Raw genomic sequence first — 25,600 nt, forward strand, 5'->3', positions numbered from 1 at the left:
CTCGGCCGGTCCCGAGCACGGGGCGCCCCGAGGAAGTTCCGAGAGGTGGGGTACGGGGATGAGCGTCGGCACGAGCAGCGCACCGGGAGCACAGCGGGCGGCCCGTCCGCCCGCGCCCCGGCCCGGTGATCTCGCCGAACTCGGCATCGACCCCGACCAGCTGCCCGACGGACTCGTCGTGGCCGACGAGCACGGACGGGTCATCTGCTTCAACCGGGCGGCCGTGCGCATCACGGCCGTACCCGCCGAGCAGGCCCTCGGACAGCCTCTGGAGACGGCCCTGCCGTTAGAGGACCTGGAGGGCCGCCGCTGGTGGCAGCTCACCGACCCCTACGGCGGTCTGGCCATCCGCGTGCGCCAGCCCGAGCGCAACCTGCTGCTGCCCGGCGGCCGCGAGGTCCTCGTCTCCGCGCGCTACGTCCGCACCCGGCCCACCGGACCCGTCCGCCGTCTCGTCGTCACGCTGCGCGACACCGAGGCCCGGCGCCGCACCGAGCGCAGCCACGCCGAGCTGATCGCCACCGTCGCCCACGAACTGCGCTCCCCGCTCACCTCCGTCAAGGGCTTCACCGCCACCCTGCTCGCCAAGTGGGAACGGTTCACCGACGACCAGAAGCGGCTGATGCTGGAGACCGTCGACGCCGACGCCGACCGCGTCACCCGGCTCATCGCCGAGCTGCTCGACATATCGCGCATCGACTCCGGCCGCCTGGAGGTGCGCCGTCAGCCCGTCGACATCGGGGCCGCCGTCGGACGCCACATCCAGGCCCACGTCGCCGCCGGGCAGCCGGCCGACCGTTTCCTGCTGCGGGTGGAGCACCCGCTGCCCGACCTGTGGGCCGACCCCGACAAGGTCGACCAGGTGCTGAGCAACCTGCTGGAAAATGCGGTGCGGCACGGCGAGGGAACCGTCACCATTGACATCGCGCCCTTGGTGTCGCCCCGCGAGCGGGAGGACGCCGGTACGTCGGTCACGGTGAGCGACGAGGGGCCCGGCATTCCGGAGGAGTCCATGAACCGCGTCTTCACCCGCTTCTGGCGGGGCAGCAAGCGCGGTGGCACGGGCCTCGGGCTGTACATCGTCAAGGGCATCGTCGAAGCCCACGGCGGTGCCATCACGGTCGGACGCGCCCCCGGCGGCGGCGCGCAGTTCCGATTTACGTTGCCCGTGGCGGCACCGGCGTATCTCACCTGAGACGCCCACGGCCCCCACGGGCGCCTTCGCGTTCCCTCACCCCGTTAGACTCGGCCTTTGGCACCTTTGCGTCCCGAGGACGAGAGCCGCGACGGCACCACGACGCGCGAGCAGCGAGTCGTCCACGAGTCGATGACGGGGACCATCAGCCAGCCAACGGAAGCACGGGAAGAGATGTCGGCACCCAATAAGTCGTACGACCCTGTCGAGGTCGAGGCGTTGAAACCGGAAGAGATCGAGCGCAGGCGGGACGAGGCGCTCACCGCCTTCGCCGCCGCGGACTCCCTCGACGCGCTCCAGGAGGCCAAGGTCGCCCACACCGGCGCCGCCTCCCCGCTGGCGCTGGCCAACCGGGAGATCGGCGCCCTGCCCCCGCACGCCAAGGCGGACGCCGGCAAGCGCGTCGGCCAGGCCCGCGGCGCCGTGAACAAGGCCCTCGCCGCCCGCCAGGCCGAACTCGAGGCCGAGCGCGACGCGCGCGTCCTGGTCGAGGAGAGCGTGGACGTCACGCTGCCCTACGACCGCGTACCGGCCGGCGCCCGGCACCCGCTCACCACGCTCTCCGAGCGCATCGAGGACATCTTCGTGGCCATGGGCTACGAGGTCGCCGAGGGCCCCGAGGTCGAGGCCGAGTGGTTCAACTTCGACGCCCTCAACATCGGCCCGGACCACCCCGCCCGCGGCGAGGCGGACACGTTCTTCGTGGCGGGCCCCGACGGCGGCGCGGACTCCGGAGTCGTGCTGCGCACCCACACCTCGCCCGTGCAGATCCGCTCCGCGCTCGACCGTGAGCTGCCGGTCTACGTGATCTGCCCCGGCCGGGTGTACCGCACCGACGAGCTGGACGCCACGCACACTCCGGTCTTCCACCAGGTCGAGCTGCTCGCGATCGACGAGGGCCTGACCATGGCGGACCTCAAGGGCACCCTGGACCACATGGTCCAGTCGCTGTTCGGCGCGGAGATGAAGACCCGGCTGCGGCCCAACTTCTTCCCCTTCACCGAGCCGTCCGCCGAGATGGACATGCTCTGCTACGTCTGCAAGGGCACGTCCGTCGGCAACCCCGACCGGCCCTGCCGCACCTGCTCGTCCGAGGGCTGGATCGAGCTCGGCGGCTGCGGCATGGTCAACCCGCGGGTGCTCACCGCCTGCGGCGTCGACCCGGAGAAGTACAGCGGCTTCGCCTTCGGGTTCGGCATCGAGCGGATGCTGATGTTCCGCCACAACGTCGAGGACATGCGAGACATGGTCGAGGGTGACGTCCGGTTCACCCGGCCGTTCGGGATGGAGATCTGATGCGGATCCCGCTTTCTTGGCTGCGGGAGTACGTCGACCTGCCGGCGACGGAGACCGGCCGTGACGTACAGGCCAAGCTGATTTCGGCCGGGCTCGAGGTCGAGACCGTCGAGCACCTCGGCGCCGACCTCAAGGGACCCCTGGTCGTCGGCCAGGTGCTGACCATCGAGGAGCTGGAGGGCTTCAAGAAGCCGATCCGCTTCTGCACCGTCGACGTCGGACAGGCCAACGGCACCGGTGAGCCCCAGGAGATCGTCTGCGGCGCCCGGAACTTCGCCGTCGGCGACAAGGTCGTCGTGGTCCTGCCCGGCGCCACCCTGCCCGGCGGCTTCTCGATCAGCGCCCGCAAGACCTACGGCAGGGTCTCCCAGGGCATGATCTGCTCCAGCGACGAGCTGGGCATGGGCGACGACGGCAGCAAGGGCATCATCGTGCTGCCGCCGGAGACCGAGGTCGGCAAGGACGCCATCGAGCTGCTGGAGCTGGTCGACGAGGTCCTGGACATCGCCGTCACCGCCAACCGCGGCGACTGCCTGTCCCTCCGGGGCGTGGCCCGCGAGACCGCCATCGCCTACGGGCTGCCGCTGCGCGACCCGGCCCTGCTCGACGTGCCCGGCCCGAACGAGTTCGGCTACCCGGTGAAGGTCTCCGACCCCCTCGGCTGCGACCGCTTCACCGCCCGCACCGTCACCGGTCTGAGCCCCGAGGCCCGCTCCCCGATCTGGCTCCAGCGCCGGCTCCAGAAGGTCGGCATGCGCCCGATCTCGCTCGCCGTCGACGTCACCAACTACGTGATGATGGAGCTCGGCCAGCCGCTGCACGCCTACGACCGCGCTCTGGTCCAGGGCACCATCGGCGTACGCCGGGCCGAGGAAGGCGAGAAGATCGTCACCCTCGACGGCGTCGAGCGGAAGCTGCACGCCGAGGACCTGGTCATCACCGACGACCGGGGCCCCATCGGGCTCGCGGGCGTCATGGGCGGCGCCGACACCGAGATCGCCGACCACAGCGACGCCGAGAAGGCCACGCGGGACGTGGTGATCGAGGCCGCCCACTTCGACCAGGTGTCCATCGCGCGCACCGCCCGCCGGCACAAGCTGTCCTCGGAGGCCTCCCGGCGCTTCGAGCGCGGCGTGGACCCGCAGGCCGCCAGCGCTGCCGCGCAGCGCACCGTGGACCTGCTGGTGCTGCTCGCCGGCGGCACCGCCGAGGCCGGCGTCACCGAGGTCGTCACCCCGACAGCGCCGCACACCGTCTCCGTCGCCGCCGACCACCCCGACAAGGTCGCGGGCGTGACCTACGGCCGGGAGACCGTCGTACGCCGCCTCCAGGAGGTCGGGTGCGATGTGTACGGGCAGGACGAGCTGATCGTCACCGTGCCGTCCTGGCGACCCGATCTCAGGGACCCCAACGACCTGGCCGAGGAGGTCATCCGGCTCGAGGGCTACGAGAACCTGCCCTCCACCCTGCCCAGGCCGCCGGCCGGCCGGGGCCTGACCTCCCGGCAGCGGCTGCACCGCCGCGTCGGCCGCGCGCTCGCCGGGGCCGGCTACGTCGAGGCGCCGAACTACCCGTTCGTCAGCGAGCAGGTCTTCGACCAGCTCGGCCTGGAGGCCGACGACCCGGCTCGCCGGGTCGTCAAGCTGGTCAACCCGCTCAGCGACGAGGAGCCCGCGCTGCGCACCTCGCTGCTGCCGGGACTGCTCGGCGCGTTGCGCCGCAACGACGGCCGGGGCTCGCACGACCTCGCGCTGTTCGAGACCGGCCTGGTCTTCCGGCCGCGCGAGGAGCGCACCGTCGCCGCGAACCTGCCCGTCGACCGCCGGCCGGGCGAGGAGGAGATCGCCGCGCTGAACGCCGCGCTGCCCGACCAGCCCCGGCACGTCGCCGTGGTCCTGGCGGGCGCCCGTGAGCAGGCCGGCTGGTGGGGCAGGGGCCGCCCGGCCGACTGGGCCGACGCGGTCGAGGCCGCCCGGACCGTCGCCCGCGAGGCTGGCGCCGGACTGGGCATCCGCAAGGGCCAGTACGGGCCGTGGCACCCGGGCCGCTGCGCGGAGCTGACCGTCACCGTGGACGGCGCCGAGCGCGTCGTCGGCCACGCCGGCGAGCTGCACCCGCGCGTCCTGAAGACCCTGGGCCTGCCCGCGCGCAGCTGCGCGATGGAGCTGGACCTGGACGTCCTGGAGCGGATCGGCGACACGACCCCGCAGGCGCCGTCCATCTCCACCTTCCCGGTCGCCACGCAGGACGTCGCCCTCATCGTCGACGCGTTCGTGCCGGCCGCGGAGGTCGAGGCCGCCCTGCGCGACGGCGCGGGTGAACTGCTGGAGTCCATCCGCCTGTTCGACGTGTACGAGAACGCCGAGCAGCTGGGCGAGGGCCGTAAGTCCCTGGCGTACGCGCTGCGTTTCCGCGCGGACGACCGGACGCTGACGGTCGACGAGGCGTCGGCGGCCCGCGAGGCGGCGGTCGCGCTGGCCACCGGCCGCACCGGGGCGGTACTGAGGAGCTGACGCTCCCTCAACCCCCCTGTCGGCCCTGAACGGGCCTCGTCCTCGAACGCCGGACGGGCTGGTGTGTCAGCCCCTCCGGCGTTTGACAGCGGGGGTCCGGGGGCAGCGACCCCGGGTTCGGGACGGGAAGGGGCGGGGGGCGACACCCTCCAGTGGTCACCTCACTCGTTCGGGTGACTATGGCGGGCGATACGTCCGGATCAGGCCATGCTGTCGACAGAATCGGACCGGCCTCGCGAGGCCGGTCTGCGCTGTCCGGGCCTATATGGGGGGCCATCGGCATGATCCGCTTCAAGCCCGGGGCTTCCCGCAAGGTGCCACCCCGGCTCGTCTCTCGGGCACTCACCCTCGCCGTACCCACGGCCTGGGGCGCCGCCGCGGTCGCCTACCGGCTGACCTGCCCGCTCGCCCGGGACGACGCCCTCGCGGCCCGGCTGGTCAGCAGCGCCGTCCTGTGCACGATCGGGACCGGCCTCGTGATGCACGTCCGGCGGGGCCTGCTGCGCGAACTGCGGCGGGCCCGCCGCATCGCGGAGACCGCGCAGAGCGTCGTACTCAGGCCACCGCCACCGCGGGTCGACGGCATCGCCGCCGCCGCGGTCCATCTGTCCGCCGACCGGGGCGCCCGGATCGGCGGCGATCTGTACGAGGTGATCGCCACCGAGCACGGTGTGCGGGCCGTCATCGGAGACGTCCGCGGACACGGGCTCGGGGCCGTGCGCACCGTCGCCGCCGTCCTCGGCAGCTTCCGCGAGGCCGTGCACGACGAGCCCGAGCTGGCCGGGGTGCTGCGCCGGCTGGAGCGGGCGATGGCCCGGCACCTGCGGGAGCGGACCCACGGCGGACCCGACCCCGGCACCGAGGACGGCGCGGCGGGCGAGGAGTTCGTCACCGTACTGCTGCTGGAGATCCTCCCGGACGGTGAGCTGCGGGCCCTGAACTGCGGGCACCCCTGGCCGCACCTCCTGACCGGCGCCCGGGCCGAACCGCTCGCCCGGACCGATCCGCTGCCGCCCCTCGGCCCGTTCCCGCTGCCGTCCGACCTGTCCGCCGTGCCCTGCGGACGCCTGCTGCCCGGCGACGCACTGGTCCTGCACACGGACGGCGTCGAGGAGGCCCGGGACGCCGAGGGCCGCTTCTTCCCGCTGCCGGAGGTGCTCACCGAGGCCGCGCGGGCGCGTCCCGCCACGCCCCAGTCGGTGCTGGGCAAGATCCTCGCGGCGCTGCTGCGGCACTCGGTCGGTCCGCCCGCGGACGACGTGGCGCTGCTGGTCCTCAGGAACGAGCGGCACGCCCGTCACCCCGTCCCGGAGCTGCGCGCCTGCGTCCGCACCCCGGCCGACCGGCGCCGCTCCGCGCGCCCGCCCGCCCGGTGATCAGCCGCCCGTCCTCCGCACCCCCGGCGTGACCGGACGCCCTGCCGGCCACCGCTCCCGCCCGCCGGGCGCCGGCGGGGCCGTCCGCCCCGCCACGGAGTGTCGGGCAGGCAGCTGGGCGGACGGCGCGAAAACGGGCCACCGCACTGTACGAGGGGGAGCCGGCGGCCCGGCCGGCCTCTTTCGAGGCAATTCAGTCAACCGGCCGAGCACTCTCCGCGACAGTGCGCGCACACTACGGATTCGGGCACTTCGTTCACACCCCGTGTGAACGGCCAGCCACTACCCTGTCCGCACTGAGGCACCGGGGGGTCCGCAATGCAGCCCAACACTCTGCTCGACGCGATCCTGGACGAGGCGGGGATCTCGCACGCGGGACTGGCCGCGCACGTCAATCAGGCCGGACGGGCGCGCGGTCTGTCCCTGAGATACGAGCACACCGCCGTGGCGCGGTGGCTGAAGGGCCAGCGGCCCCGCGGACAGGTGCCCGACCTGATCTGCGAGGTGCTCGCCGCCCGGCTGCGCCGCCAGGTCACCCTCGACGACATCGGGCTCGGCGTGCCCGGCGAACCGGCCGCCCCGCACGCCGGTTCGCTCTCCGGGTTCGTCGAGCGGGCCACCGCGCTGTGGCGCTCCGACCAGCAGCGCCGTCCGCACATACTCGGCGCGCCGGCGGTCACCGGCACGCCCGCGGTGATGCCCGTGTGGGAGTGGGAGAACCCGCCCGAGGACGTGGACGTCTCCCGCGGCGGCCGGCACCGGGTCACCCCCGGCGACCTCGACATGCTGCGCGCCGCCCGCACGCACTACGAGCAGATGTACCGCAAGGCCGGCGGCATGGCGACGCGCGCCCGGATCGTCGGTTTCCTCAACGCCGAGGCCGCCCCGATGCTGCGCGGCAGCTACACCGACGCCACCGGCCGCCAGCTGCACCGGGCCACCGGGGGACTGGTCGCCATCGCCGGCATCTGCGCCTACGACTCGGACGCGCACGGCCTTGCCCAGCGCTACTTCCACCAGGCGCTCCGGCTGGCGAAGGCGAGCGGGGACCGGGGGCTCGGCGCCTATGTGATCGCGCTGCTCGTCAACCAGTCGCTGTTCATGCGGGAGTACCGGCAGGCCGTCGCCTTCGCGGAGTCGGCGCTGCGCGCCGCGGGCACCGACATCACTCCGGCGCTCGCCTCCGACCTGTACGCGATGCAGGCCAAGGCGTACGCGCACCTCGGCGACGGGACGAGCGCCCTGTCCTGCATCCGGCGGGCCGAGCGGTCCGCGGAGCGCATCCGACGTGGCTACGAACCCGATGAGACCGGCTACGTCCAGCCGGGGCTGGTCAACGTCCAGGTGGCGGAGGCACTGCTCAGCCTCGGCGAGCTGGCGGCGGCCGGGGAGCACGCGGCGGCGGCCGTGGACAATCCGGCGCACGACCGGGGCCGGGTGCACCGGCTGGCCATGCTGTGCACCATCGAACTGCGCCAGGGCAATGCCGACAAGGCGGTGGCCATCGCGGTGCAGATGGCCGAGCAGGCCCGGGGCATGGAGTCGCAGCGGCTGCGCGACCGGCTGCGCGCGGTGCGCGAGCACCTCGTGCGCAGCGGCTGCGCGGGCACGGCCGACGCGGCCGGACTCATCGACGGGGCGCTGCGGGTACCGCTCTGACGGCCCGTCACCCCGCCTCGCGTTTGCGCAGGTCAGGGACGCCGCTGCCCGCCGTGCGCCGCCGTCGCGCCTGCCACTGCGCCGCGGGCGGCCTCCCGTGCGCCTGCTGCCGGGACGACCACTGCTGCGATATTGCCCCTGACCCGTCGGAAGGGGGCAGAACCATGCAGTGGACGAAACAGAACGAACAGCCTGTGTACTCAAACCGCTGGTTCAGCGTCAATCTCGCTGATGTCGAACTGCCGGACGGCAGGCACCTCGACCACTTCCTGATACGGCTGCGACCGGTCGCCGTGGCCACGGTGGTGAACGAGGCGAACGAGGTCCTGCTGCTGTGGCGGCACCGTTTCATCACCGACAGCTGGGGCTGGGAACTCGCGGCGGGCGTGGTCGAGGACGGCGAGGACATCGCCGGGGCCGCGGCCCGGGAGCTGGAGGAGGAGACCGGCTGGCGGCCCGGCCCCCTGCACCACCTGATGAGCGTCGAGCCGTCCAACGGACTCACCGACGCCCGGCACCACATCTACTGGTCCGGCGAAGGCGAGTACGTCGGACACCCCGTGGACGACTTCGAGTCGGACCGCCGGGAGTGGGTGCCGCTGAAGGTGGTCCCCGACCTGGTCGCCGCCGGCGAGGTCCCGGCCGCCAACATGGCCGCAGCGTTACTGCTGCTGCACCACCTCAGGCTCGGCCAGGACGGCGCCTGAGGCGTCAGCCGTAGGTGTAGAAACCGGAGCCGCTCTTGCGGCCCAGCCGGCCCGCGTCGACCATCCGCTGGAGCAGCGGGGGAGCGGCGTACAGCGGCTCCTTGTACTCCTCGTACATCGAGAACGCGACCGAGGCCACCGTGTCCAGGCCGATCAGGTCGGACAGCTTCAGCGGGCCCATCGGGTGGGCGCAGCCCATCTCCATGCCGTTGTCGATGTCCTCACGGCTGGCGATGCCCGACTCGAACATCCGGATCGCGGAGAGCAGATAGGGGATCAGCAGCGCGTTCACCACGAAGCCGGAGCGGTCCTGGGCGCGGATCGCGTGCTTGCCCAGCACCTTCTCGGTGAAGACCTGGGCCCGGCTCAGCGTGCCCTCGGAGGTGGTGAGCGCCGGGATCAGCTCGACGAGCTTCTGCACCGGGGCCGGGTTGAAGAAGTGGATGCCGATGACGTGGTCGGGCCGCGAGGTGGCGACCGCCAGCTTCACCAGCGGGATGGAGGAGGTGTTGGAGGCCAGGATCGCGTCCGGCCGCGTCACCACCTGGTCGAGCACCTGGAAGATCTCGGTCTTGACCTGCTCGTTCTCGACCACGGCCTCGATCACCAGGTCACGGTCGGCGAACTCGCCGAGGTCCGTGGTGAAGCTCAGCCGGGCCTGCGTGGCCGTCAGCTCGTCCTCGGAGATCTTGCCGCGCTCGGCGGCCTTCAACAGGGAGTTGAACAGCCGGGTACGGCCGATCTCCAGGGCCTCGCCGGTGGTTTCGGCGACCATGACGTCCAGTCCGGCCCGGGCGCACACCTCGGCGATCCCCGCGCCCATCTGACCGCAGCCCACCACTCCGACGCGTTCGATGTCGGTCACATCGTCCCTTTCGCTGCTGCTTACGGCTGTGGCAGGGTGCCGGGTCCCGGCGCCTGCTCCGCTGGTGCACGTTACTCCGAAGTATCGATGATCGATCGCGGAGGTTTGGCATCCTGGCCGGGAGACAGTATCCGACCAGCTGTCTCGAGGGTGTGCAAGGGGGGAACAATGAGGCAGGTCTCACGCAGGGGCTTCGCGGCGATGACGCTGGCCGCGCTGGCCGCACTGCCCGGGGCGTCGGCCGCGCGGCCCGGATCCGGGGCGTCCGGCAGCCCGGGGCGGGGCGCGGCGACCGGGGAGATGCGGGGCATGTGGGTGGCCTCGGTCACCAACCGGGACTGGCCCTCCCGGCCGGGGCTGAGCGCGGACCGGCAGCGCGCCGAGCTGACCGCGCTCCTCGACACCGCCGTCCGCGCCCGGCTCAACACCGTCGTCCTCCAGGTGCGGCCCACCGCCGACGCGCTGTGGCCCTCGCCGCACGAGCCGTGGTCGCAGTACCTCACCGGCACCCAGGGCGCCGATCCCGGCTGGGACCCGCTCGGCACCGCCGTCGAGGAGGCACACGCCCGCGGTCTCCAGCTGCACGCCTGGTTCAACCCGTACCGCGTGGCCACGCACGGCGACCCCGGCCGGCTCGTCCCCTCCCACCCGGTCCGCCGCAACCCGGGCTGGGCCGTCCGGTACGGGGGCAAGCTCTACTACAACCCGGGGCTGCCGGAGGTGCGTGCCTTCGTGCGGGAGGCGATGCTCGACGCGGTGCGCAAATACCCGGTCGACGCGGTCCACTTCGACGACTACTTCTACCCGTACCCGGAGGCCGGCCAGACCTTCGACGACGACCTCGCCTACGACACCCACGGCGGGGACTTCCCGGACCGCGCGGCCTGGCGGCGGGACAACGTCGACCGGCTGGTGCGCGAGACGGCCGCCGGGATCAAGGAGATCCGGCCGGGCACCCGGTTCGGCATCAGCCCCTTCGGGGTGTGGCGCAACGCCGAGACCGACGAGCACGGCTCCGCCACCCGCGCGGGCGTGCAGACCTACGACGACCTGCACGCGGACACCCGCAGGTGGGCCCGTGAGAACTGGATCGACTACATCTGCCCGCAGCTGTACTGGAACATCGGCTTCGGCCCCGCCGACTACGCCGAGCTGGTCCGCTGGTGGTCCGACGTCGTCCGGGACTCCGCGACACAGCTCCACGTCGGCGAGGCGTTGTACAAGGCGGGCGACCCCGCGCAGCCGGCGGCCTGGCAGGACCCGGCCGAGCTGTCGCGCCACCTCACGCTGGCGAAGACGTACCCGGAGGTGCGCGGGCACGTCTTCTTCGCGGCCAGGGAGGTCGGGGAGGACAAGATCGGGGCCATGGCCCGGGTGGTTGCCGACCACTACCAGCGGCCGGCGCGGACGCCACGATGACGGAGGGCGGGCCCCACTCACCCCGCTGCCCGTGGAGGGACCGACGGCGGCTTCATCTGGCCCGCATTCGCCGTGATCCGCTAACGATTCGCCCCGACGACGAGGCCACCCGGCGCCGGTGCTTTGCCCGCCCGCGCGGCCGCGGACGTCGCGCCCGACGCCTGGCGCCGCGGCCGGTGGGGTGCGAGACACGCGCAGTGTGGCGCGACACAGCCGTCCACGGAGTCGAGGTCCGAGAACGCCAAGGCTCGTCGAACGACCCGACGCGTCAGGAGGAGCTCCTCGGTCCCGTCGGCCCCGGCACAGACGGCCGGTCCCGCTTCGGCCGAGGGGTACTCGTCGGGTCGGCAGAGCGGCTGGACTGCCCTGTGTGCCAGGAGCGCCACTTCGCGGGGCACGGCCCCGGACTCGAGCCCGGTTTCACACCGCCCCGCTCCGGCCACAATCAGGGGAACGGTGGCGGGCCGCGGCGTGACCTGCGCCACGACCGGTCGCGTGGGCCGCGACCAGTCCGTCGCGCACCCGAACCGCGATCTCGGTGAGATCGTCGACCGAGGTGTGGCCGAGGGCCGCGGGGACCGTGCCGGTGTCGTCGACCACGATGCGCGCCCGCGGTAGTCGGTCGGCCGCGAACACTCGGAGCAGGCAGCCGACGAGATCGACGATCCGGAGTCGGGCCAGTCGGCCGATCTCGGCGGGGTCGCTCGTCACGACGACGATCGTCACCTCGTCGTCCGGCCGCGCCGAGCGCACCGCGTCCTCGGCCGCGGACAGGCGTCCCACACCCAGCACGACGACCACTCCGTCGTCGCCGAAGCCGACCGGACGGCCGGTGATCTCGTCGTGCAGACCGCGGGGCGGCACCCACCGGTCCTCGGCCGAGCGCGCCGGAGCGACGTAGGGCAGGTGCGGTGGCTCCGTGTCGTCGCCGAGGGCGATGCAGGCCAGATGCTCGGCGGCGCGGGTCAGGTCGAAGGGGTCGCCGACGCCGGGGGCGTTCTCCGCGAGGCCGGCCGCACCGTGGAGAAGGGTCAGGGCCAGCCCGGCCAGCCGCACGGTCCCGGTGCGCACGGCGGAACGCGGCTCAAGTGTCAGCGCGAGCAACAGGGCTTCGAACCGGACGAGTTCGGCCAGCGCGGTCCGGGCCGACTCGGTGTTGAGCACTCCGGACAGTGAGCGCAGTTGAAGATGGCCGCTTCCCGGAGTGTCGCCGAGGAAGGGCAGTCGTTCGAGCCAGACCCGGGCGAACGAACCGAGCGCTCGTCCGGCGGAGTCGGGGGATTCCGCCGGCGGTTCGGCCGAGGCTCGGGCCTGTTCGGCGGCGTCGACCAGCACCGCGAGGTAGAGGGCGCGCTTGCTGGTGAAGTTGGAGTAGACCGCGCCTCTGGTCAGTTCGGCTCGCTCGGCGATCCGGTCGATCTTGGCCTCGGCATAGCCGTACTCGGCGAACTCCTGCCGGGCCGCGACCAGCACCGCCGCACGGGTCCGCTCCTGCTGCTGCGCGCGGGTCAACCTCGCCATCGTGCTCCCTTCCGCTCCTGCTGTGTCACGATACAACCAGCATCCGGATGGTGATGACATCCGAAAGGCACGAACATCGGAGATGGGTCGTGGGTGACAACGGGTTCGAAGTCGACGGACTGATCAAGAAATCCGGCCGGACGCTGTCCGGGCGATCCGACCTGGTCACTGCCGCTACAGCTGGGCGCGGGACGCCGGACGCGGGAACCATCGGCCGCACCCTGCACCGCCGCCACGAGCCATTGACGACCTTCAACCGCACCGCACCCAGGAGGACAACGCATGACCTGGCCTGAAGCTCGCGCGACGGACACCGGCCTGCTGGTACTGCACGCCCTGCGCTGCGCCGGCACCGTCAGCCTCGCCCGCCTCCACACGATGACCGGTCTCGACGCATCCGATGTCGAGTCAGAGCTCATCGATCTCGGGGCCGACGGTCTTGTCACTCGCATGTCCGGCGACATAGCCGGTTGGAGTCTCACGGACGCCGGCCGCGCCGCGGATTCCGAGCGGATCACCGACGAGCTCGAGTCGGCCCGAGCCCGCGGGGCCGTGACGGCGGCGTACGAGCAGTTCCTCGTCCTCAACCCGGAGCTGCTCGACCTCTGCACGGCATGGCAGCTTCGAGCCGGCGACGGCATCATGAGCGCCAACGACCACAGCGATCCCGCCTACGACTCGCGGGTCCTTGCCCGGTTCGCCGATCTCGACCGACGCGCTGCCGTGGTCTGTGCCGAGTTGTCCGCAGCACTGCCTCGGTTCGGTCGTTACCGAGACCGCCTCGCCAGAGCTCTCGATCGCGCTGTCTCCGGCGAGTTGGAGTACGTGGCCGACAGCACTGCGTCGTACCACACCGTGTGGGCGGAGCTGCACGAAGACCTGCTCGCCACACTCGGGTTGCAGCGATGAGGTGGATTCGCACGATCTCCGCCCAGGCCGAGGAGACGGCGGAGACACTGGGCGGCAAGGCACGTGGCCTGGTCCTTCTGCACCGTCTTGGTCTGCCGGTGCCGGCCGGATTCGTCATCACCACAGAGGCATGTCGCGCCTTCCTCCGGGAAGGGCGCCTTCCCGAAGGACTCGACGACGAGCTCGCGACGGCCATGGCCGACCTCGAACTCTCCACCGGGCGCGCCTTCGGGGGACCGCGGAAGCCGCTGGCAGTATCTGTTCGCTCCGGGGCCGGCGTGTCGATGCCCGGCATGATGAGCACGATCCTCAACCTCGGTCTCACGACCGAAGCCACCGCAGGCCTTGCCGCAGAGACGGACGACCGGACGTTCGCACTGAACTCGCGGCTGCGCTTCCTGTCGAGTTTCGCCTCCGCGATCACGAACTCGGACGGGGACGGCGCAGGAGCCGTCCACGGAGCACATCCCGGGCGAGGAACCGAGGACGAGGAAGCGCGTCTCACCGAGTCGATCGGGGCAGTCGAGAACCTCGTTCGAGAACGATGCGATCAGCCGATTCCGGACGACGCGACCCGCCAGCTGAAACTGGCGGTCGAAGCTGTCTTCTCGTCCTGGGACGCGCCACGCGCGCGAACCTATCGTGAGGTGAACGACATCCCGCACGACCTGGGCACAGCCGTGATCGTCCAGAGGATGGTGTTCGGCAACCGCGACGGCCACAGCGGCACCGGAGTCGCCTTCAGCCGCGACCCCAACACCGGTGAGAACACCCCGTTCGGCGAAGTCCTGTTCGGGTGTCAAGGAGAAGAAGTCGTCTCCGGAACATCGACGACCCGGTCACTGAGCGAACTCGCCGAGCGGGAGCCGGCAGTGTGGACGGAGCTGCTCGACGCCCTGCGTCGGATCGAAGCGCACTACCGCGACGCCTGCTACGTCGAGTTCACGTTCCAGTCCGGTGAGCTCTGGATCCTGCAGGTCCGGCCTGGCCGGTTCGTGGGGGGTGCCGCGGTCCGCGTAGCCACCGAACTCGTCGACCAGCGGGTCATCGGACGTCACGAAGCGCTGCTCAGGGTCTCGTCGCGGCATCTCCGGCACGTCCGCACACCGCGCATCGCGTCGTCCGAGGAGGCCGACATCTTCGCCCGGGGAATCGGCGCCTGTCCCGGTGTCGCCGCCGGCAGAATCGCGACCACGGCGGACGGCGCCGTACGCATGGCCCGGACCGACCCGGTCATCCTGGTACGCCCGGAGACCTCGCCGAACGACATGCACGGCCTTGCCGCCGCCGCCGGAATCGTCACCGCTCGCGGCGGGCCGGCCAGCCATGCCGCGGTCGTCGCGCGGGCCATGGGAAAGCCCGCGGTCGTGGGCGTCGCCGGCCTCGCCGTCGACGGCGACGACGGCTCCGTGACGGTGGGCGGCCGCACCGTCGGAGACGGCGCGTTCGTCACCGTCGACGGGACCAGCGGCGAGGTCGCTCTCGGCAGCCCCCGCGTCGTCGCCGACGCGGCCGACGGGCACGTCCATCGACTGCTCGCATGGGCCGACGACGTCTCGGGCGACCACTCCGCACGCGAGGAAACCCAGCGCCTCGACGCGGCCCATGCGGCACTGCGTCACCGCTGATTCGACTGACTCGACTGCTACGACGACGAGCGCATCCTGACAGGAGATCACCATGGCAACCCGGCATGTGTACCTGGTACGACACGGAACGGCCGACCCCTTCGGCACGCTGACCGACGTCGGGCAACGGCAGTCGGAACTGGTCGGGAAGCGATTGGCGGGACTTCCGATCGAAACGGTCTGGCACTCGCCCCTGCCCAGAGCGGTGCACTCCGCGCGGATCGTGGGCGCCTGTCTGCCGGACGCCGCCGTGCGGGAAGCGCCGGAGCTGGTCGATCACGTACCGCATGTACCGGACGACGTGCCACCGGCGTGGGCGGCGTTCTTCGACGGCTACGGCGCCGAGGAAGCCGCGGACGCGCGACGCCGCGCGGATGCCCTGACCGGCAGGTTCGCGCGCCCCGCCGAAACCGAGACGCATGAGGTCCTGGTCACCCACGCCTACCAGGTGGCCTGGCTGGTCCGGCACGCCCTGGACACGCCACCGGTGCGATGGCTCGGTCTGAACTGCGGGAACGCGGCGCTGACGGCGATCGAGTACCGCGACGGCACGGAGCCGACGGTGCTGCTGTACAACGACATGGGCCACCTGCCGGCCGATCTGCGCTGGACGGGGTTCGGGGCCGGCACGCGGCCCTGAGCCGGGCTGACGTCCCGTGGGACGGGAGGGGCCGCGAACCGATGTCACGCCCCTGGCCGTTCATGCGGCTGCGGAGCGGCTGGAGATGACGCCTTTCCGGCCATGCCTGCCCGGCCGAGCTGTCGCGCCACCTCGCCGGTGCGGACGTACCCGGCGGTGCTCGGGCACGTCTTCTTCGCCGCCCGTGAGGTGACGGCCGATCCGGCCGGGAGCGATGGCGCGGGTGGTCACCGGCCCCTACCGGCGGCCCGTGGAACCCCCGCGCTGACTCAGTGCTGCGTTGCCCGGTGCCGGATCTCCGTGTCCGGGCCGGGGGAGCAGATGCCCTCGTGGCCGTCCTCGAAGCGGACGCGGTAGGGCGGGTTGCCGTCCTCGCCCATGACTTCGACGATCTCTCCGACCTTGTCCTGCTGGCCGACCACCCTGCCGTGCTGGACAAGCTGGTCACCCACGCTTGCGCGCATCGGGGCCTCCTCTCAACCGCGTGCCCGTTGCGTCACGGCGATGCACACGAGCACCGCCGCGGCCGTCACTGGGGCGGCCACCGTCAGGTGCTCGTTCAGCAACAGCACCGACCACACCAGTGTGAGCAGCGGCTGGGCCAGCTGCAACTGGCTGGCCTTGGGAATGCCGATGGCCGCCATGCCCCGGTACCAGACGATCAGCCCCAGGAACTGCGAGCCCGCCGCCACCCACAGCAGGCCGGTCACGCTGTGCGCGGTCAGCCGGACGGGCTCCAGGGCCAGCCCGGCGGCGGCGACGGGCAGCACGAGCGGCAGACACAGCACGAGCGCCCAGCCGATCACCTGCCAGCCCGGCATCACCCGGGCCAGCCGGCCGCCCTCCGTGTAACCGGCCGCGCAGACCAGCAGGGCCGCGAAGAGGTACAGGTCGGCCGTGGTCAGCGCGCCGCCGCTCTGCCGCACGGTGAACGTCACCACCGCCGCAGCTCCGGCGAGGGCCGCCACCCAGAAGGTGCGCGAGGGCCTCGAGCCGACGCGCAGGGCGGACACCAGCGCCGTGGTCAGCGGGAGCAGACCCACCACGACCGCCGCATGCGCCGTGGTGGAGGTCTGCAGCGCCAGGGTGGTCAGCAACGGGAAGCCGAGCACCACCCCCGCGCCCACCACCGCGATCCCCGGCCAGTGCCTGCGCTCCGGTGGCGGGATGCGCAGCGCGAGCAGACAGCCGCCCGCGATCAGCGCCGCGAGCACACTGCGCACGGCCACCAGCGACCAGGGCCCGAAGCCTTCCAGGCCCCACGCAGTGGCCGGGAAGGTGAGCGAGAAGGCGACGACGCCGAGGGAGGCCTGGAGGATGCCGAGGCCGCCGTGGCTTCGGGGAGCGGAGACTGCTATCGAAGGGACGGTAGTAGCGCTACTCTGTGCTCTCATGTATGAGCGTAGCAGCGTCGGTGACCTGGCGGATCAGCTGCGGCGCGAGATGGACCGCTACTCTCCGGGCGGAAAGCTCCCGTCCAGCCGCGCCCTGGTGGAGCGGTTCCGGGTGAGCCCCGTGACGGTCTCCCGGGCCCTGGCGATGCTCGCCGCCGAGGGCCTCGTGGTCACCCGGCCCGGCGCCGGGGCCTTCCGGGCGCGGCCCCGCGCCGCGGCTGCTCCCGCCGGCGACACCTCCTGGCAGGAGGTCGCCCTCAGCGCCGACGGCGCCGGCGACCTCGTACCGCGCTCGGTGGACGCCTCCGGCGTGCTCGTCTCGCTGGCCGCGCCGCCGCCGGGGGTGATCGAGTTCAACGGCGGCTATCTGCACCCCTCCCTGCAGCCCGAGCGGGCCATGGCGGCGGCCCTGTCCCGGGCCGGACGGCGGCCGGGCGCCTGGGGCCGGCCGCCCGTGGAAGGGCTGCCGGAGCTGCGAGAGTGGTTCGCGCGGAGCATCGGCGGCCCGGTCACCGCGGCCGGGGTGCTCGTCACCTCGGGCGGACAGTCCGCGCTCACCACCGCCCTGCGCGCCCTCGCGCCCCCGGGCGCGCCCGTGCTCGTCGAGTCGCCCACCTACCCGGGCATGCTCGCCATCGCCCGCTCGGCCGGACTGCACCCCGTGCCCGTCCCGGTGGACGCGGACGGCGTACGTCCCGCGCTGCTCGCGGACGCGTTCCGGGCGAGCGGCGCCCGGGTGTTCGTCTGCCAGCCGCTGTTCCAGAACCCCACCGGCGCCGTGCTCGCCCCGGACCGGCGCGGCGAGGTGCTGCGGATCGCCCGCGAGGCGGGCGCGTTCGTCGTCGAGGACGACTTCGTACGGCGTCTGGTGCACGAGGACGCGGGCCCGCCGCCGCGCCCGCTCGCCGCCGACGACCCGGACGGGGTGGTGGTGCACGTCTGCTCGCTGACCAAGGTGACCTCGCCGAGCTTCCGGGTGAGCGCCCTGGCCGCACACGGGCCGGTGCTGGAGCGGCTGCGGGCCATCCAGGTCGTGGACACCTTCTTCGTGCCCCGCCCGCTTCAGGAGGCCACGCTCGAACTCGTCGGTTCGGCCGCCTGGCCGCGCCATCTGCGCGCGGTCTCCGCCGAACTGCGCGCCCGCCGGGACGCCATGACCGCCGCCCTCCGCCTGCGGCTGCCCGAACTCGCCCTGCCGCACATCCCGTCCGGCGGCTATCACCTGTGGCTGCGGCTGCCCGACGGCACGGCCGAGCCCGCCCTGACCGGTGCCGCCCTGCGCGCGGGCGTCGCCGTCACCCCCGGCCGCCCCTACTTCAGCGCCGAACCCCCCGCCCGGCATCTGCGCCTCAGCTTCGCCGGGGTGGCCGGCACGGGGGAGATCGCCGAGGGCGTGCGGCGGCTGCGCACCGCCTGCGACGAGGTGCTGGAGCCGGACTAGACGAGTTATTCCGAATGCTGACGGTGCGTCCGGGAACACAGACAGGGCGTCCAAGATCGATCTGTGACGAATGACCTGGACGCCCTGCTGACCGCACTGTACGTGAAGATCGATGACGAGATTGGAGATACCCGATGGCTGGGCCGCCCGCCGCGATTGACGGACTCCGAACTCGTCTGCCTCGCCGTCGCCCAGGCCATGCTGGGTTTCGCCTCGGAGTCCAGATGGCTGCGGTTCGTCCACTCCCGGCTGGGCGCGATGTTCCCGTACGTGCCGAAGCAGCCGGGCTGGAACAAGCGGCTGCGGGCAGCGTTGCCGCTGGTCAAGCGCGTGATACGACTCCTTGCAGCGGACACCGACTTCTGGTTCGACAACCACTGGATCATCGACTCGACCCCGGTGGAGTGCGGCCGCTCGCGGCCCACGGTGAAGCGGTCGGACATGGCCGGCTGGGCCGGATACGGATACTGCGCCAGCCACTCGCGGTTCTTCTGGGGCCTGCGGCTGTACCTGGTGTGCACCCCGACCGGCATGCCGATCCTGTGGGCCTTGGCCAACCCCAAGCTGGACGAGCGCGAAGTGCTGATGGCGATGCTGGATCGCGAGCCGGACGCGGTCACCGGCCGGCCCGGCCTGCTGTTCATCGCGGACAAGGGCTTCGCCTCCAAGGAGTTCGAGGCCGATCTGGCCTTGCGCGGGGCGGCGTTGCTGCGGCCGTCGTTCAAACGGGAGAAGCGCCGCGCGGGCGAGTCGCTGCTGAAGTCGGTGCGGCAGCTGATCGAGTCGGTGAACGACACCCTCAAGGGCCAGCTCGACCTGGAACAACACGGCGGCCGGACCTTCGAGGGCGTCGCTACCCGCGTCGCTCAGCGCGTCCTCGCGCTGGCTGCGGCGATCTGGCACAACCACAAGACCGGACAGCCGGTCATGCGATCCCTGATCGCCTACGACCACTGATCACATCGGAATGACTCGTCTAGGGGTGCTGGAGCCGGATTACGGGTTCGACGCCGGCCCGCCTGCCCTGCGAGCATCCCGCCATGACCGACACCCCGCGCCTGCCCGAGGGCTACGAGATCTCCACCGACCCCGCCAGGATCGACGCGGCCCGTGTGCACCGGTGGCTGTCCACCGACGCGTACTGGGCGCTGGGCCGGTCCCGGGAGAAGCAGGACCGGGCGATCGAGGGCTCGCTCAACTTCGGCGTCTACGCGACACCCTCGGGTGACCAGGTGGCCTACGCCAGAGTCGTCACCGACCGGGCGACGTTCGCCTGGCTGTGCGATGTGTACGTCGACCCCCCGGTGCGCGGCAAGGGAGTCGGTACCGCACTGGTCGCGGCCGTACGGGAGGAGCTGCTCGGCTTCGGGCCCAAGCGCGTCATGCTCGCCACGCACGACGCGCACGGGGTCTACGAGAAGCTGGGGTTCCGCCCCCTCGACCGGCCGGACCACTACCTGGCGCTCACCTCCGGGTGAGACCGGCGGACCGGCGTTTCGGGCGACTTGTCCGACGCGTCCTTACCAGCCAGTAAGGCAGGGGCCACCTGGAGTGACGGCACGACGGCACCCCTTGACCAGTTGACTCCGGCGACTGACGATCGCCGCATGGCACTTCGGGTCACGTTCGTCGCCGCCGCGGGGAGCTCATCGGTGCTCGCCGAGCGATTCGAGGACGCCCGTCCGCTGGACCAGGCCGCCTGGTACGAGGTCCGGCGGGCCGCGCCCGAGCTGCTGCCGCTCGCGGCGGCCGATCTGCGCTACTGCTCCCCGGCCCCGCGCAGCCGGGCCACCGGGGAGGGACTGGGCTACGCGCCGCTGGTGCAGCTGGCCCTGCGCGACTGCGACATGGGCCGGTGGCGAGGGCTGACCCTGGGTGAGGCGATGGCCCGGGAGCCGGAGTCCGTGGACGCCTGGCTCGCCGATCCGCGCGCCACACCGTACGGCGGGGAGTCGCTGCTGGACTTCATCCGGCGCGTCGGCGGCTGGCTCGACACCCGGCCGGTCGAGGACGGCTGCCGGGTCGTCGCCGTGGCCGAGCCGTCGGTGATCCGCGCGGCGCTGGTCTACGTGCTCAAGGCGCCGCCGTCCGCCTACTGGAGCATCGACGTCCGCTCACTGTCGACGATCAGCGTCGCCGGGCGGGCGGGCCGCTGGAGCCTGCGCCTGGAAGGGGTCTCCGCTCAGCCGACGCGCGCGTAGTCGGTGGTCAGCTCCAGATCCTTGGCGGGGCCCCGTACGCGCCAGACCGCCCGCCAGTGGCCGGCGTCGCGCACGGTGAACTCGCCCCGGTAGAGGTCCGCGGAGCAGGGGTGGTCGGCGACGTACCGGCCCGTCGTGAGGTCCAGGCCGTGGAACGGGCGCCCGTCGGCGAACCGCACGTCCGCCGTACCGCCGGGCCCGGGCAGGAAGCGCAGGGTCCGCTCCGCGGGCCGGGTCACACCCCGCCAGGTGAAGTCACCGGACTCCCGCTGCAGCAGCCCGCCGCCCTCCAGAGGGCCGAAGGTCACCGCCCCCGCGAAGCGCCCCTCGTCCCCGCTCGCCAGATCCCGCACGGTCCGCTCCGCCCGCCAGCGCCCCTCCAGATACACCAGCACATCGGGCACCGCCCAGTACTCACCCATCACACCCGTCCCCGCCTGCTCTCGCTTCCTCTCCCATCTTGCCGTCCGCCCTCAAGGCACCTCTCCGCCGGCCGGGTATGGCGTTGCATAAAAGTGCATTGCTACGTATAGTCATGCCATCCAGGAGGAGGTTCCATGACCGTACGTACCGCAGTGGCCGGAGCGAGTGGATACGCGGGCGGAGAACTGCTGCGTCTGCTCCTGGCCCACCCCGGTGCCGAGATCGGCGCTCTGACCGGCAACTCCAACGCCGGACAGCGGCTCGGCGCGCTCCAGCCGCATCTGCTGCCGCTCGCCGACCGCGTACTGGAGCCGACCACTCCCGAGGTCCTGGCGGGACACGACGTCGTGTTCCTCGCCCTGCCGCACGGGCAGTCCGCCGCCGTCGCCGAACAGCTCGGCGACGACGTGCTCGTGATCGACATGGGCGCGGACTTCCGGCTGCGGGACGCCGACGACTGGGTGCGGTTCTACAGCTCGCCGCACGCCGGTACCTGGCCCTACGGCCTGCCCGAACTGCCGGGTGCCCGTGCCGCGCTGGCGGGGTCCAAGCGCGTCGCGGTGCCCGGTTGCTACCCCACCGCCGTCTCCCTGGCCCTCTTCCCGGCGTACGCCGCCGGCCTCGCCGAGCCCGAGGCGGTCATCGTCGCCGCCTCCGGCACCTCCGGCGCGGGCAAGGCGCTCAAGCCGCATCTGCTGGGAAGCGAGGTCATGGGCTCCATGTCGCCGTACGGCGTGGGCGGCGGACACCGGCACACCCCCGAGATCGTGCAGAACCTCAGCGCGGCGGCCGGCGAACGGGTCTCCGTCTCCTTCACCCCGACCCTCGCGCCGATGCCCCGCGGCATCCTCGCCACCTGCACCGCGAAGGCCGCGCCCGGCGTCAGCGCCGACGCGGTGCGCGCCGCCTACGAGAAGGCCTTCGCCGACGAGCCCTTCGTCCACCTCCTCCCCGAGGGACAGTGGCCCGCGACCGCCTCCGTGTACGGCTCCAACGCCGTGGCCGTGCAGGTCGCGTACGACGACACCGCCGGCCGGATCGTCGCGATCAGCGCCATCGACAACCTGACCAAGGGCACCGCGGGCGGTGCCGTCCAGAGCATGAACCTCGCCCTGGGTCTCGACGAGACCCAGGGGCTGACGACGATCGGAGTCGCGCCTTGAGTGTGACGGCAGCACAAGGCTTCACGGCGGCGGGCATCGCCGCCGGGATCAAGGAGAACGGCAACCCCGACCTGGCCCTCGTGGTCAACAACGGCCCCCGCCGCGCCGCCGCCGGCGTCTTCACCTCCAACCGCGTCAAGGCCGCCCCCGTCCTCTGGTCCGAGCAGGTGCTCAAGAGCGGGCAGCTGGCCGCCGTCGTCCTCAACTCCGGCGGCGCCAACGCCTGCACCGGGCCGAAGGGCTTCCAGGACACCCACGCCACCGCCGAGAAGGCGGCCGAGGTGCTCGGCACCGGCGCGGGCGAGATCGCCGTGTGCTCCACCGGCCTCATCGGCGTCCTGCTCCCCATGGACAAGCTGCTCCCCGGCGTCGAGACCGCCGCCGCTCAGCTCTCCGAGCACGGCGGTGAGAAGGCCGCCATCGCCATCAAGACCACCGACACCGTCCACAAGACGTCCGTCGCCGTCGGGGACGGCTGGACCGTCGGCGGCATGGCCAAGGGCGCCGGCATGCTCGCCCCCGGCCTCGCCACCATGCTCGTCGTCCTCACCACCGACGCCGACGTCGGCAGCGAGACCCTGGACCGGGCCCTGCGCGCGGCCACCAGGGTCACCTTCGACCGCGTCGACGCCGACGGCTGCATGTCCACCAACGACACCGTGCTGCTGCTCGCCTCCGGCGCCTCCGGCACCACCCCGCCGTACGAGGAGTTCGCCGAGGCCGTCCGCGCCGTCTGCGACGACCTCGGACAGCAGCTCATCCGCGACGCCGAGGGCGCCAGCAAGGACATCAGGGTCGAGGTCGTCAACGCCGCGACCGAGGACGACGCCGTCGAGGTGGGCCGCTCCATCGCCCGCAACAACCTCCTCAAGTGCGCCATCCACGGCGAGGACCCCAACTGGGGCCGGGTGCTCTCCGCGATCGGCACCACCGGCGCCGCCTTCGAGCCCGACGCGCTCAACGTCGCCATCAACGGCGTCTGGGTGTGCAAGAACGGCGGCGTCGGCGAGGACCGCGACAAGGTCGACATGCGCTACCGCGAGGTGCACATCGTCGCCGACCTCGCCGCCGGCGACGCCACCGCCACCATCTGGACCAACGACCTCACCGCCGACTACGTCCACGAGAACAGCGCCTATTCCTCATGACCGCCACACGCAAGCACACCGCGCTGCCCAAGGCGCAGATCCTCATCGAGGCGCTGCCCTGGCTGACCCGGCACCACGGCAGGACCGTCGTCATCAAGTTCGGCGGCAACGCCATGGTCGACGAGGAGCTGAAGGCCGCCTTCGCCCAGGACGTCGTCTTCCTGCGGCACGCCGGCCTCAAACCGGTCGTCGTGCACGGCGGCGGCCCGCAGATCAGCGCCGCCCTCGACAGGCACGGCATCGTCAGCGAGTTCAAGGCGGGCCTGCGCGTCACCACCGAGGACGCCATGGACGTCGTCCGCATGGTGCTCGCCGGACAGGTGCAGCGGGAACTGGTCGGGCTGCTCAACCGGCACGGGCCGCTCGCCGTCGGCCTCACCGGCGAGGACGCGCACACCCTCACCGCCACCAAGCACCGGCCCCGGATCGACGGCGAGGCGGTCGACATCGGGCGGGTGGGCGAGATCACCGACATCGACACGGGCGCCATCGAGGCACTCCTGGCCGACGGCCGCATCCCCGTCGTCTCCTCGATCGCCCGCAGCCAGGACGACCACCATGTCTACAACGTCAATGCTGATACGGCGGCTGCGGCACTCGCTGCGGCACTGGGCGCCGAAACCCTCATGGTCCTCACGGACGTCGAGGGACTCTACGAGGACTGGCCGCACAGCGACGAGGTGATCAGCCGCCTCACCGCGTCCCAGCTCGAGAAACTGCTGCCGGAGCTGTCCTCCGGCATGGTGCCGAAGATGGAGGGCTGTCTGCACGCCGTACGCAACGGCGTGACCAACGCCCGCGTCATCGACGGCCGGGTCCAGCACTCGATCCTGCTGGAGATCTTCACGGACGAGGGCATCGGCACCATGGTCGTGCCCGACGAACAGGGGAAGTCGTGAGCAACGAAGAGCTGACGCAGCGGTGGCAGGGCGCGCTCATGAACAACTACGGCACCCCGCGGCTGCCGCTGGTGCGCGGCGAGGGCGCGCGGGTGTGGGACGCCGACGGCAAGGAGTACGCCGACTTCGTGGGCGGCATCGCGGTCAACGCGCTCGGCCACGCCCACCCGGCGGTCGTCGAGGCCGTGAGCCGTCAGATCGCCTCCCTCGGCCACGTCTCCAACCTGTTCGTCGCCGAACCGCCCGTCGCGCTCGCCGAACGGCTCGTGCGGCTCTTCGGCCGGGACGGCAGGGTCTACTTCTGCAACTCGGGGGCCGAGGCGAACGAGGCCGCCTTCAAGATCGGCCGGCTGACCGGACGCGGCCACGTGGTCGCCACCGAGGGCGGCTTCCACGGCCGCACCATGGGCGCCCTCGCGCTCACCGGTCAGCCCGCCAAGCGGGAGCCCTTCCTGCCGCTGCCCGGGGACGTCACCCACGTCCCCTACGGCGACGCGCAGGCGCTGGCCGCCGCGGTCACCGAGGACACGGCACTGGTGGTCATCGAGCCGATCCAGGGCGAGAACGGGGTCGTGGTGCCCCCGCCCGGCTACCTGAAGGCGGCCCGCGCGATCACCGCGGCCACCGGAGCGCTGCTGGTGCTGGACGAGGTGCAGACCGGCATCGGCCGCACCGGGAACTGGTTCGAGTACCAGGCCCACGAGGGCGTGCTGCCGGACGTCGTCACGCTGGCCAAGGGCCTCGGCGGCGGACTGCCGCTGGGCGCGACGGTCGCCTTCGGACGGGCCGCCGACCTGCTGGCGCCCGGCCACCACGGCACCACCTTCGGCGGCAACCCGGTCGCCTGCGCCGCCGGACTCGCCGTCCTCGACACCATCGACGACGACGGACTGCTGGAGAACGTCAAGCGACAGGGCGAGAAACTGCGCGACGGGATCGAGGCGTTCGGCCACGCCTTGATCGGCCATGTCCGGGGCGCGGGCCTCCTCCTGGGTATCGTGCTCACCGAGCCGCTCGCACCCCAGGTGCAACAGGCGGCCCAGGACGCCGGTTTCCTCGTGAACGCGCCGGCCCCCGACGTCGTACGGCTCATGCCGCCGCTGAACGTCGGGGACGACGTGGTGGACGCCTTCCTCGGGGCGCTGCCCGGCATCCTGGACACGGCCGGTACGGCGGGCGGGGAAGGACGATCCGGAGAATGAG

Annotated in this window: 24 protein-coding genes; 19 read left to right on the forward strand and 5 right to left on the reverse strand. The window is 72.2% G+C overall.

Annotation, left to right across the window (positions count from 1 at the left end; all coding sequences use genetic code 11):
* Nucleotides 1–58: 58 nt before the first annotated feature.
* From AC5L3C_RS30940 to AC5L3C_RS30965, 6 genes are all read left to right on the forward strand, one after another.
* Nucleotides 59–1,195 carry a sensor histidine kinase gene (locus AC5L3C_RS30940; protein ID WP_493652309.1) on the forward strand — a complete coding sequence of 379 codons (1,137 nt, stop codon included), beginning with the start codon at nucleotides 59–61 and terminating at the stop codon, nucleotides 1,193–1,195.
* A gap of 174 nt (nucleotides 1,196–1,369) precedes the next feature.
* On the forward strand, nucleotides 1,370–2,491 hold the full coding sequence (gene pheS, locus AC5L3C_RS30945; protein WP_493654097.1) for a phenylalanine--tRNA ligase subunit alpha: 1,122 nt from the start codon (nucleotides 1,370–1,372) through the stop codon (nucleotides 2,489–2,491).
* Nucleotides 2,491–5,004: a phenylalanine--tRNA ligase subunit beta gene (gene pheT / locus AC5L3C_RS30950; protein WP_493652310.1), complete on the forward strand. Its 2,514-nt coding sequence runs from the start codon at nucleotides 2,491–2,493 to the stop codon at nucleotides 5,002–5,004. Before pheS ends, pheT begins: the two co-directional genes overlap by 1 nt.
* A 281-nt stretch (nucleotides 5,005–5,285) precedes the next feature.
* Nucleotides 5,286–6,380 carry a PP2C family protein-serine/threonine phosphatase gene (locus AC5L3C_RS30955; RefSeq protein WP_493652312.1) on the forward strand — a complete coding sequence of 365 codons (1,095 nt, stop codon included), beginning with the start codon at nucleotides 5,286–5,288 and terminating at the stop codon, nucleotides 6,378–6,380.
* Nucleotides 6,381–6,698: 318 nt separating this feature from the next.
* Nucleotides 6,699–8,039, forward strand: a complete 1,341-nt coding sequence (locus AC5L3C_RS30960; protein WP_493652313.1) for an NsdA family TPR-like regulatory protein — start codon at nucleotides 6,699–6,701, stop codon at nucleotides 8,037–8,039.
* Between the two features lie 164 nt (nucleotides 8,040–8,203).
* On the forward strand, nucleotides 8,204–8,746 hold the full coding sequence (locus tag AC5L3C_RS30965) for an NUDIX hydrolase (protein ID WP_493652315.1): 543 nt from the start codon (nucleotides 8,204–8,206) through the stop codon (nucleotides 8,744–8,746).
* A gap of 4 nt (nucleotides 8,747–8,750) precedes the next feature.
* Here AC5L3C_RS30965 and AC5L3C_RS30970 read toward each other — a convergent pair whose 3' ends face one another.
* Complete coding sequence (locus AC5L3C_RS30970) at nucleotides 8,751–9,611, reverse strand: 3-hydroxybutyryl-CoA dehydrogenase (RefSeq protein ID WP_493652317.1); 861 nt, start codon at nucleotides 9,609–9,611, stop codon at nucleotides 8,751–8,753.
* 168 nt (nucleotides 9,612–9,779) lie between these two features.
* Between AC5L3C_RS30970 and AC5L3C_RS30975 the strand changes: the two genes are divergently transcribed.
* Entirely contained in the window at nucleotides 9,780–11,030 is a 1,251-nt protein-coding gene (locus tag AC5L3C_RS30975; RefSeq protein ID WP_493652318.1) for a glycoside hydrolase family 10-like protein, read from the forward strand.
* 420 nt (nucleotides 11,031–11,450) lie between these two features.
* On the opposite strand, the gene AC5L3C_RS30980 is transcribed toward AC5L3C_RS30975, so the two are convergent.
* Nucleotides 11,451–12,551 (reverse strand): TetR family transcriptional regulator, encoded by a 1,101-nt coding sequence (locus AC5L3C_RS30980; RefSeq protein ID WP_493652320.1) that lies wholly within the window; start codon nucleotides 12,549–12,551, stop codon nucleotides 11,451–11,453.
* An 89-nt stretch (nucleotides 12,552–12,640) separates the two neighbouring features.
* On the opposite strand from AC5L3C_RS30980, the gene AC5L3C_RS30985 reads away from it, so the two are divergent.
* From AC5L3C_RS30985 to AC5L3C_RS31000, 4 genes are read left to right on the forward strand one after another with little or no spacing between them, the layout of a single operon-like run.
* On the forward strand, nucleotides 12,641–12,847 hold the full coding sequence (locus tag AC5L3C_RS30985) for a hypothetical protein (RefSeq protein WP_493652321.1): 207 nt from the start codon (nucleotides 12,641–12,643) through the stop codon (nucleotides 12,845–12,847).
* Nucleotides 12,834–13,460 (forward strand): transcriptional regulator, encoded by a 627-nt coding sequence (locus tag AC5L3C_RS30990; protein WP_493652323.1) that lies wholly within the window; start codon nucleotides 12,834–12,836, stop codon nucleotides 13,458–13,460. Before AC5L3C_RS30985 ends, AC5L3C_RS30990 begins: the two co-directional genes overlap by 14 nt.
* Nucleotides 13,457–15,088, forward strand: a complete 1,632-nt coding sequence (locus tag AC5L3C_RS30995; protein WP_493652324.1) for a pyruvate, phosphate dikinase — start codon at nucleotides 13,457–13,459, stop codon at nucleotides 15,086–15,088. Before AC5L3C_RS30990 ends, AC5L3C_RS30995 begins: the two co-directional genes overlap by 4 nt.
* A 52-nt stretch (nucleotides 15,089–15,140) precedes the next feature.
* Entirely contained in the window at nucleotides 15,141–15,728 is a 588-nt protein-coding gene (locus AC5L3C_RS31000) for a histidine phosphatase family protein (RefSeq protein ID WP_493652326.1), read from the forward strand.
* Nucleotides 15,729–15,997: 269 nt separating this feature from the next.
* Here the strand turns inward: AC5L3C_RS31000 and AC5L3C_RS31005 are convergent, their stop codons facing one another.
* Nucleotides 15,998–16,192 carry a DUF1918 domain-containing protein gene (locus AC5L3C_RS31005; protein ID WP_493652327.1) on the reverse strand — a complete coding sequence of 65 codons (195 nt, stop codon included), beginning with the start codon at nucleotides 16,190–16,192 and terminating at the stop codon, nucleotides 15,998–16,000.
* Nucleotides 16,193–16,204: 12 nt separating this feature from the next.
* Complete coding sequence (locus AC5L3C_RS31010) at nucleotides 16,205–17,122, reverse strand: DMT family transporter (RefSeq protein WP_493652329.1); 918 nt, start codon at nucleotides 17,120–17,122, stop codon at nucleotides 16,205–16,207.
* Here AC5L3C_RS31010 and AC5L3C_RS31015 point away from each other — a divergent pair.
* The 4 genes from AC5L3C_RS31015 to AC5L3C_RS31030 all read left to right on the forward strand — a co-directional run bounded on the left by AC5L3C_RS31015 (nucleotide 17,121) and on the right by AC5L3C_RS31030 (nucleotide 20,764).
* Nucleotides 17,121–18,563 (forward strand): aminotransferase-like domain-containing protein, encoded by a 1,443-nt coding sequence (locus AC5L3C_RS31015; protein WP_493652331.1) that lies wholly within the window; start codon nucleotides 17,121–17,123, stop codon nucleotides 18,561–18,563. The two genes, AC5L3C_RS31010 and AC5L3C_RS31015, sit on opposite strands and share 2 nt — an antisense overlap.
* A gap of 63 nt (nucleotides 18,564–18,626) precedes the next feature.
* The gene (locus tag AC5L3C_RS31020; RefSeq protein WP_493651354.1) at nucleotides 18,627–19,520 is read left to right on the forward strand and encodes an IS982 family transposase; all 894 of its coding nucleotides are present in this window, start codon (nucleotides 18,627–18,629) and stop codon (nucleotides 19,518–19,520) included.
* A gap of 83 nt (nucleotides 19,521–19,603) precedes the next feature.
* On the forward strand, nucleotides 19,604–20,041 hold the full coding sequence (locus AC5L3C_RS31025; protein ID WP_493652333.1) for a GNAT family N-acetyltransferase: 438 nt from the start codon (nucleotides 19,604–19,606) through the stop codon (nucleotides 20,039–20,041).
* A gap of 129 nt (nucleotides 20,042–20,170) precedes the next feature.
* Nucleotides 20,171–20,764 carry a histidine phosphatase family protein gene (locus AC5L3C_RS31030; RefSeq protein ID WP_493652335.1) on the forward strand — a complete coding sequence of 198 codons (594 nt, stop codon included), beginning with the start codon at nucleotides 20,171–20,173 and terminating at the stop codon, nucleotides 20,762–20,764.
* Here the strand turns inward: AC5L3C_RS31030 and AC5L3C_RS31035 are convergent.
* The gene (locus AC5L3C_RS31035) at nucleotides 20,746–21,186 is read right to left on the reverse strand and encodes a DUF6314 family protein (protein ID WP_493652336.1); all 441 of its coding nucleotides are present in this window, start codon (nucleotides 21,184–21,186) and stop codon (nucleotides 20,746–20,748) included. The genes AC5L3C_RS31030 and AC5L3C_RS31035 overlap by 19 nt on opposite strands.
* Nucleotides 21,187–21,321: 135 nt before the next feature.
* Here AC5L3C_RS31035 and argC point away from each other — a divergent pair, with 135 nt between their 5' ends.
* From argC to AC5L3C_RS31055, 4 genes are read left to right on the forward strand one after another with little or no spacing between them, the layout of a single operon-like run.
* A complete protein-coding gene (gene argC / locus AC5L3C_RS31040) occupies nucleotides 21,322–22,350 on the forward strand; it encodes an N-acetyl-gamma-glutamyl-phosphate reductase (protein WP_493652337.1) in 1,029 nt (342 codons plus the stop codon).
* On the forward strand, nucleotides 22,347–23,498 hold the full coding sequence (gene argJ / locus AC5L3C_RS31045; RefSeq protein ID WP_493652338.1) for a bifunctional glutamate N-acetyltransferase/amino-acid acetyltransferase ArgJ: 1,152 nt from the start codon (nucleotides 22,347–22,349) through the stop codon (nucleotides 23,496–23,498). Before argC ends, argJ begins: the two co-directional genes overlap by 4 nt.
* Nucleotides 23,495–24,397 (forward strand): acetylglutamate kinase, encoded by a 903-nt coding sequence (gene argB / locus AC5L3C_RS31050; RefSeq protein WP_493652340.1) that lies wholly within the window; start codon nucleotides 23,495–23,497, stop codon nucleotides 24,395–24,397. Before argJ ends, argB begins: the two co-directional genes overlap by 4 nt.
* On the forward strand, nucleotides 24,394–25,599 hold the full coding sequence (locus AC5L3C_RS31055; RefSeq protein ID WP_493652342.1) for an acetylornithine transaminase: 1,206 nt from the start codon (nucleotides 24,394–24,396) through the stop codon (nucleotides 25,597–25,599). The genes argB and AC5L3C_RS31055 overlap by 4 nt, the downstream gene beginning before the upstream one ends.
* The last annotated feature ends 1 nt before the right edge of the window (nucleotide 25,600 follow it).

Source organism: Streptomyces speibonae, assembly GCF_984686075.1.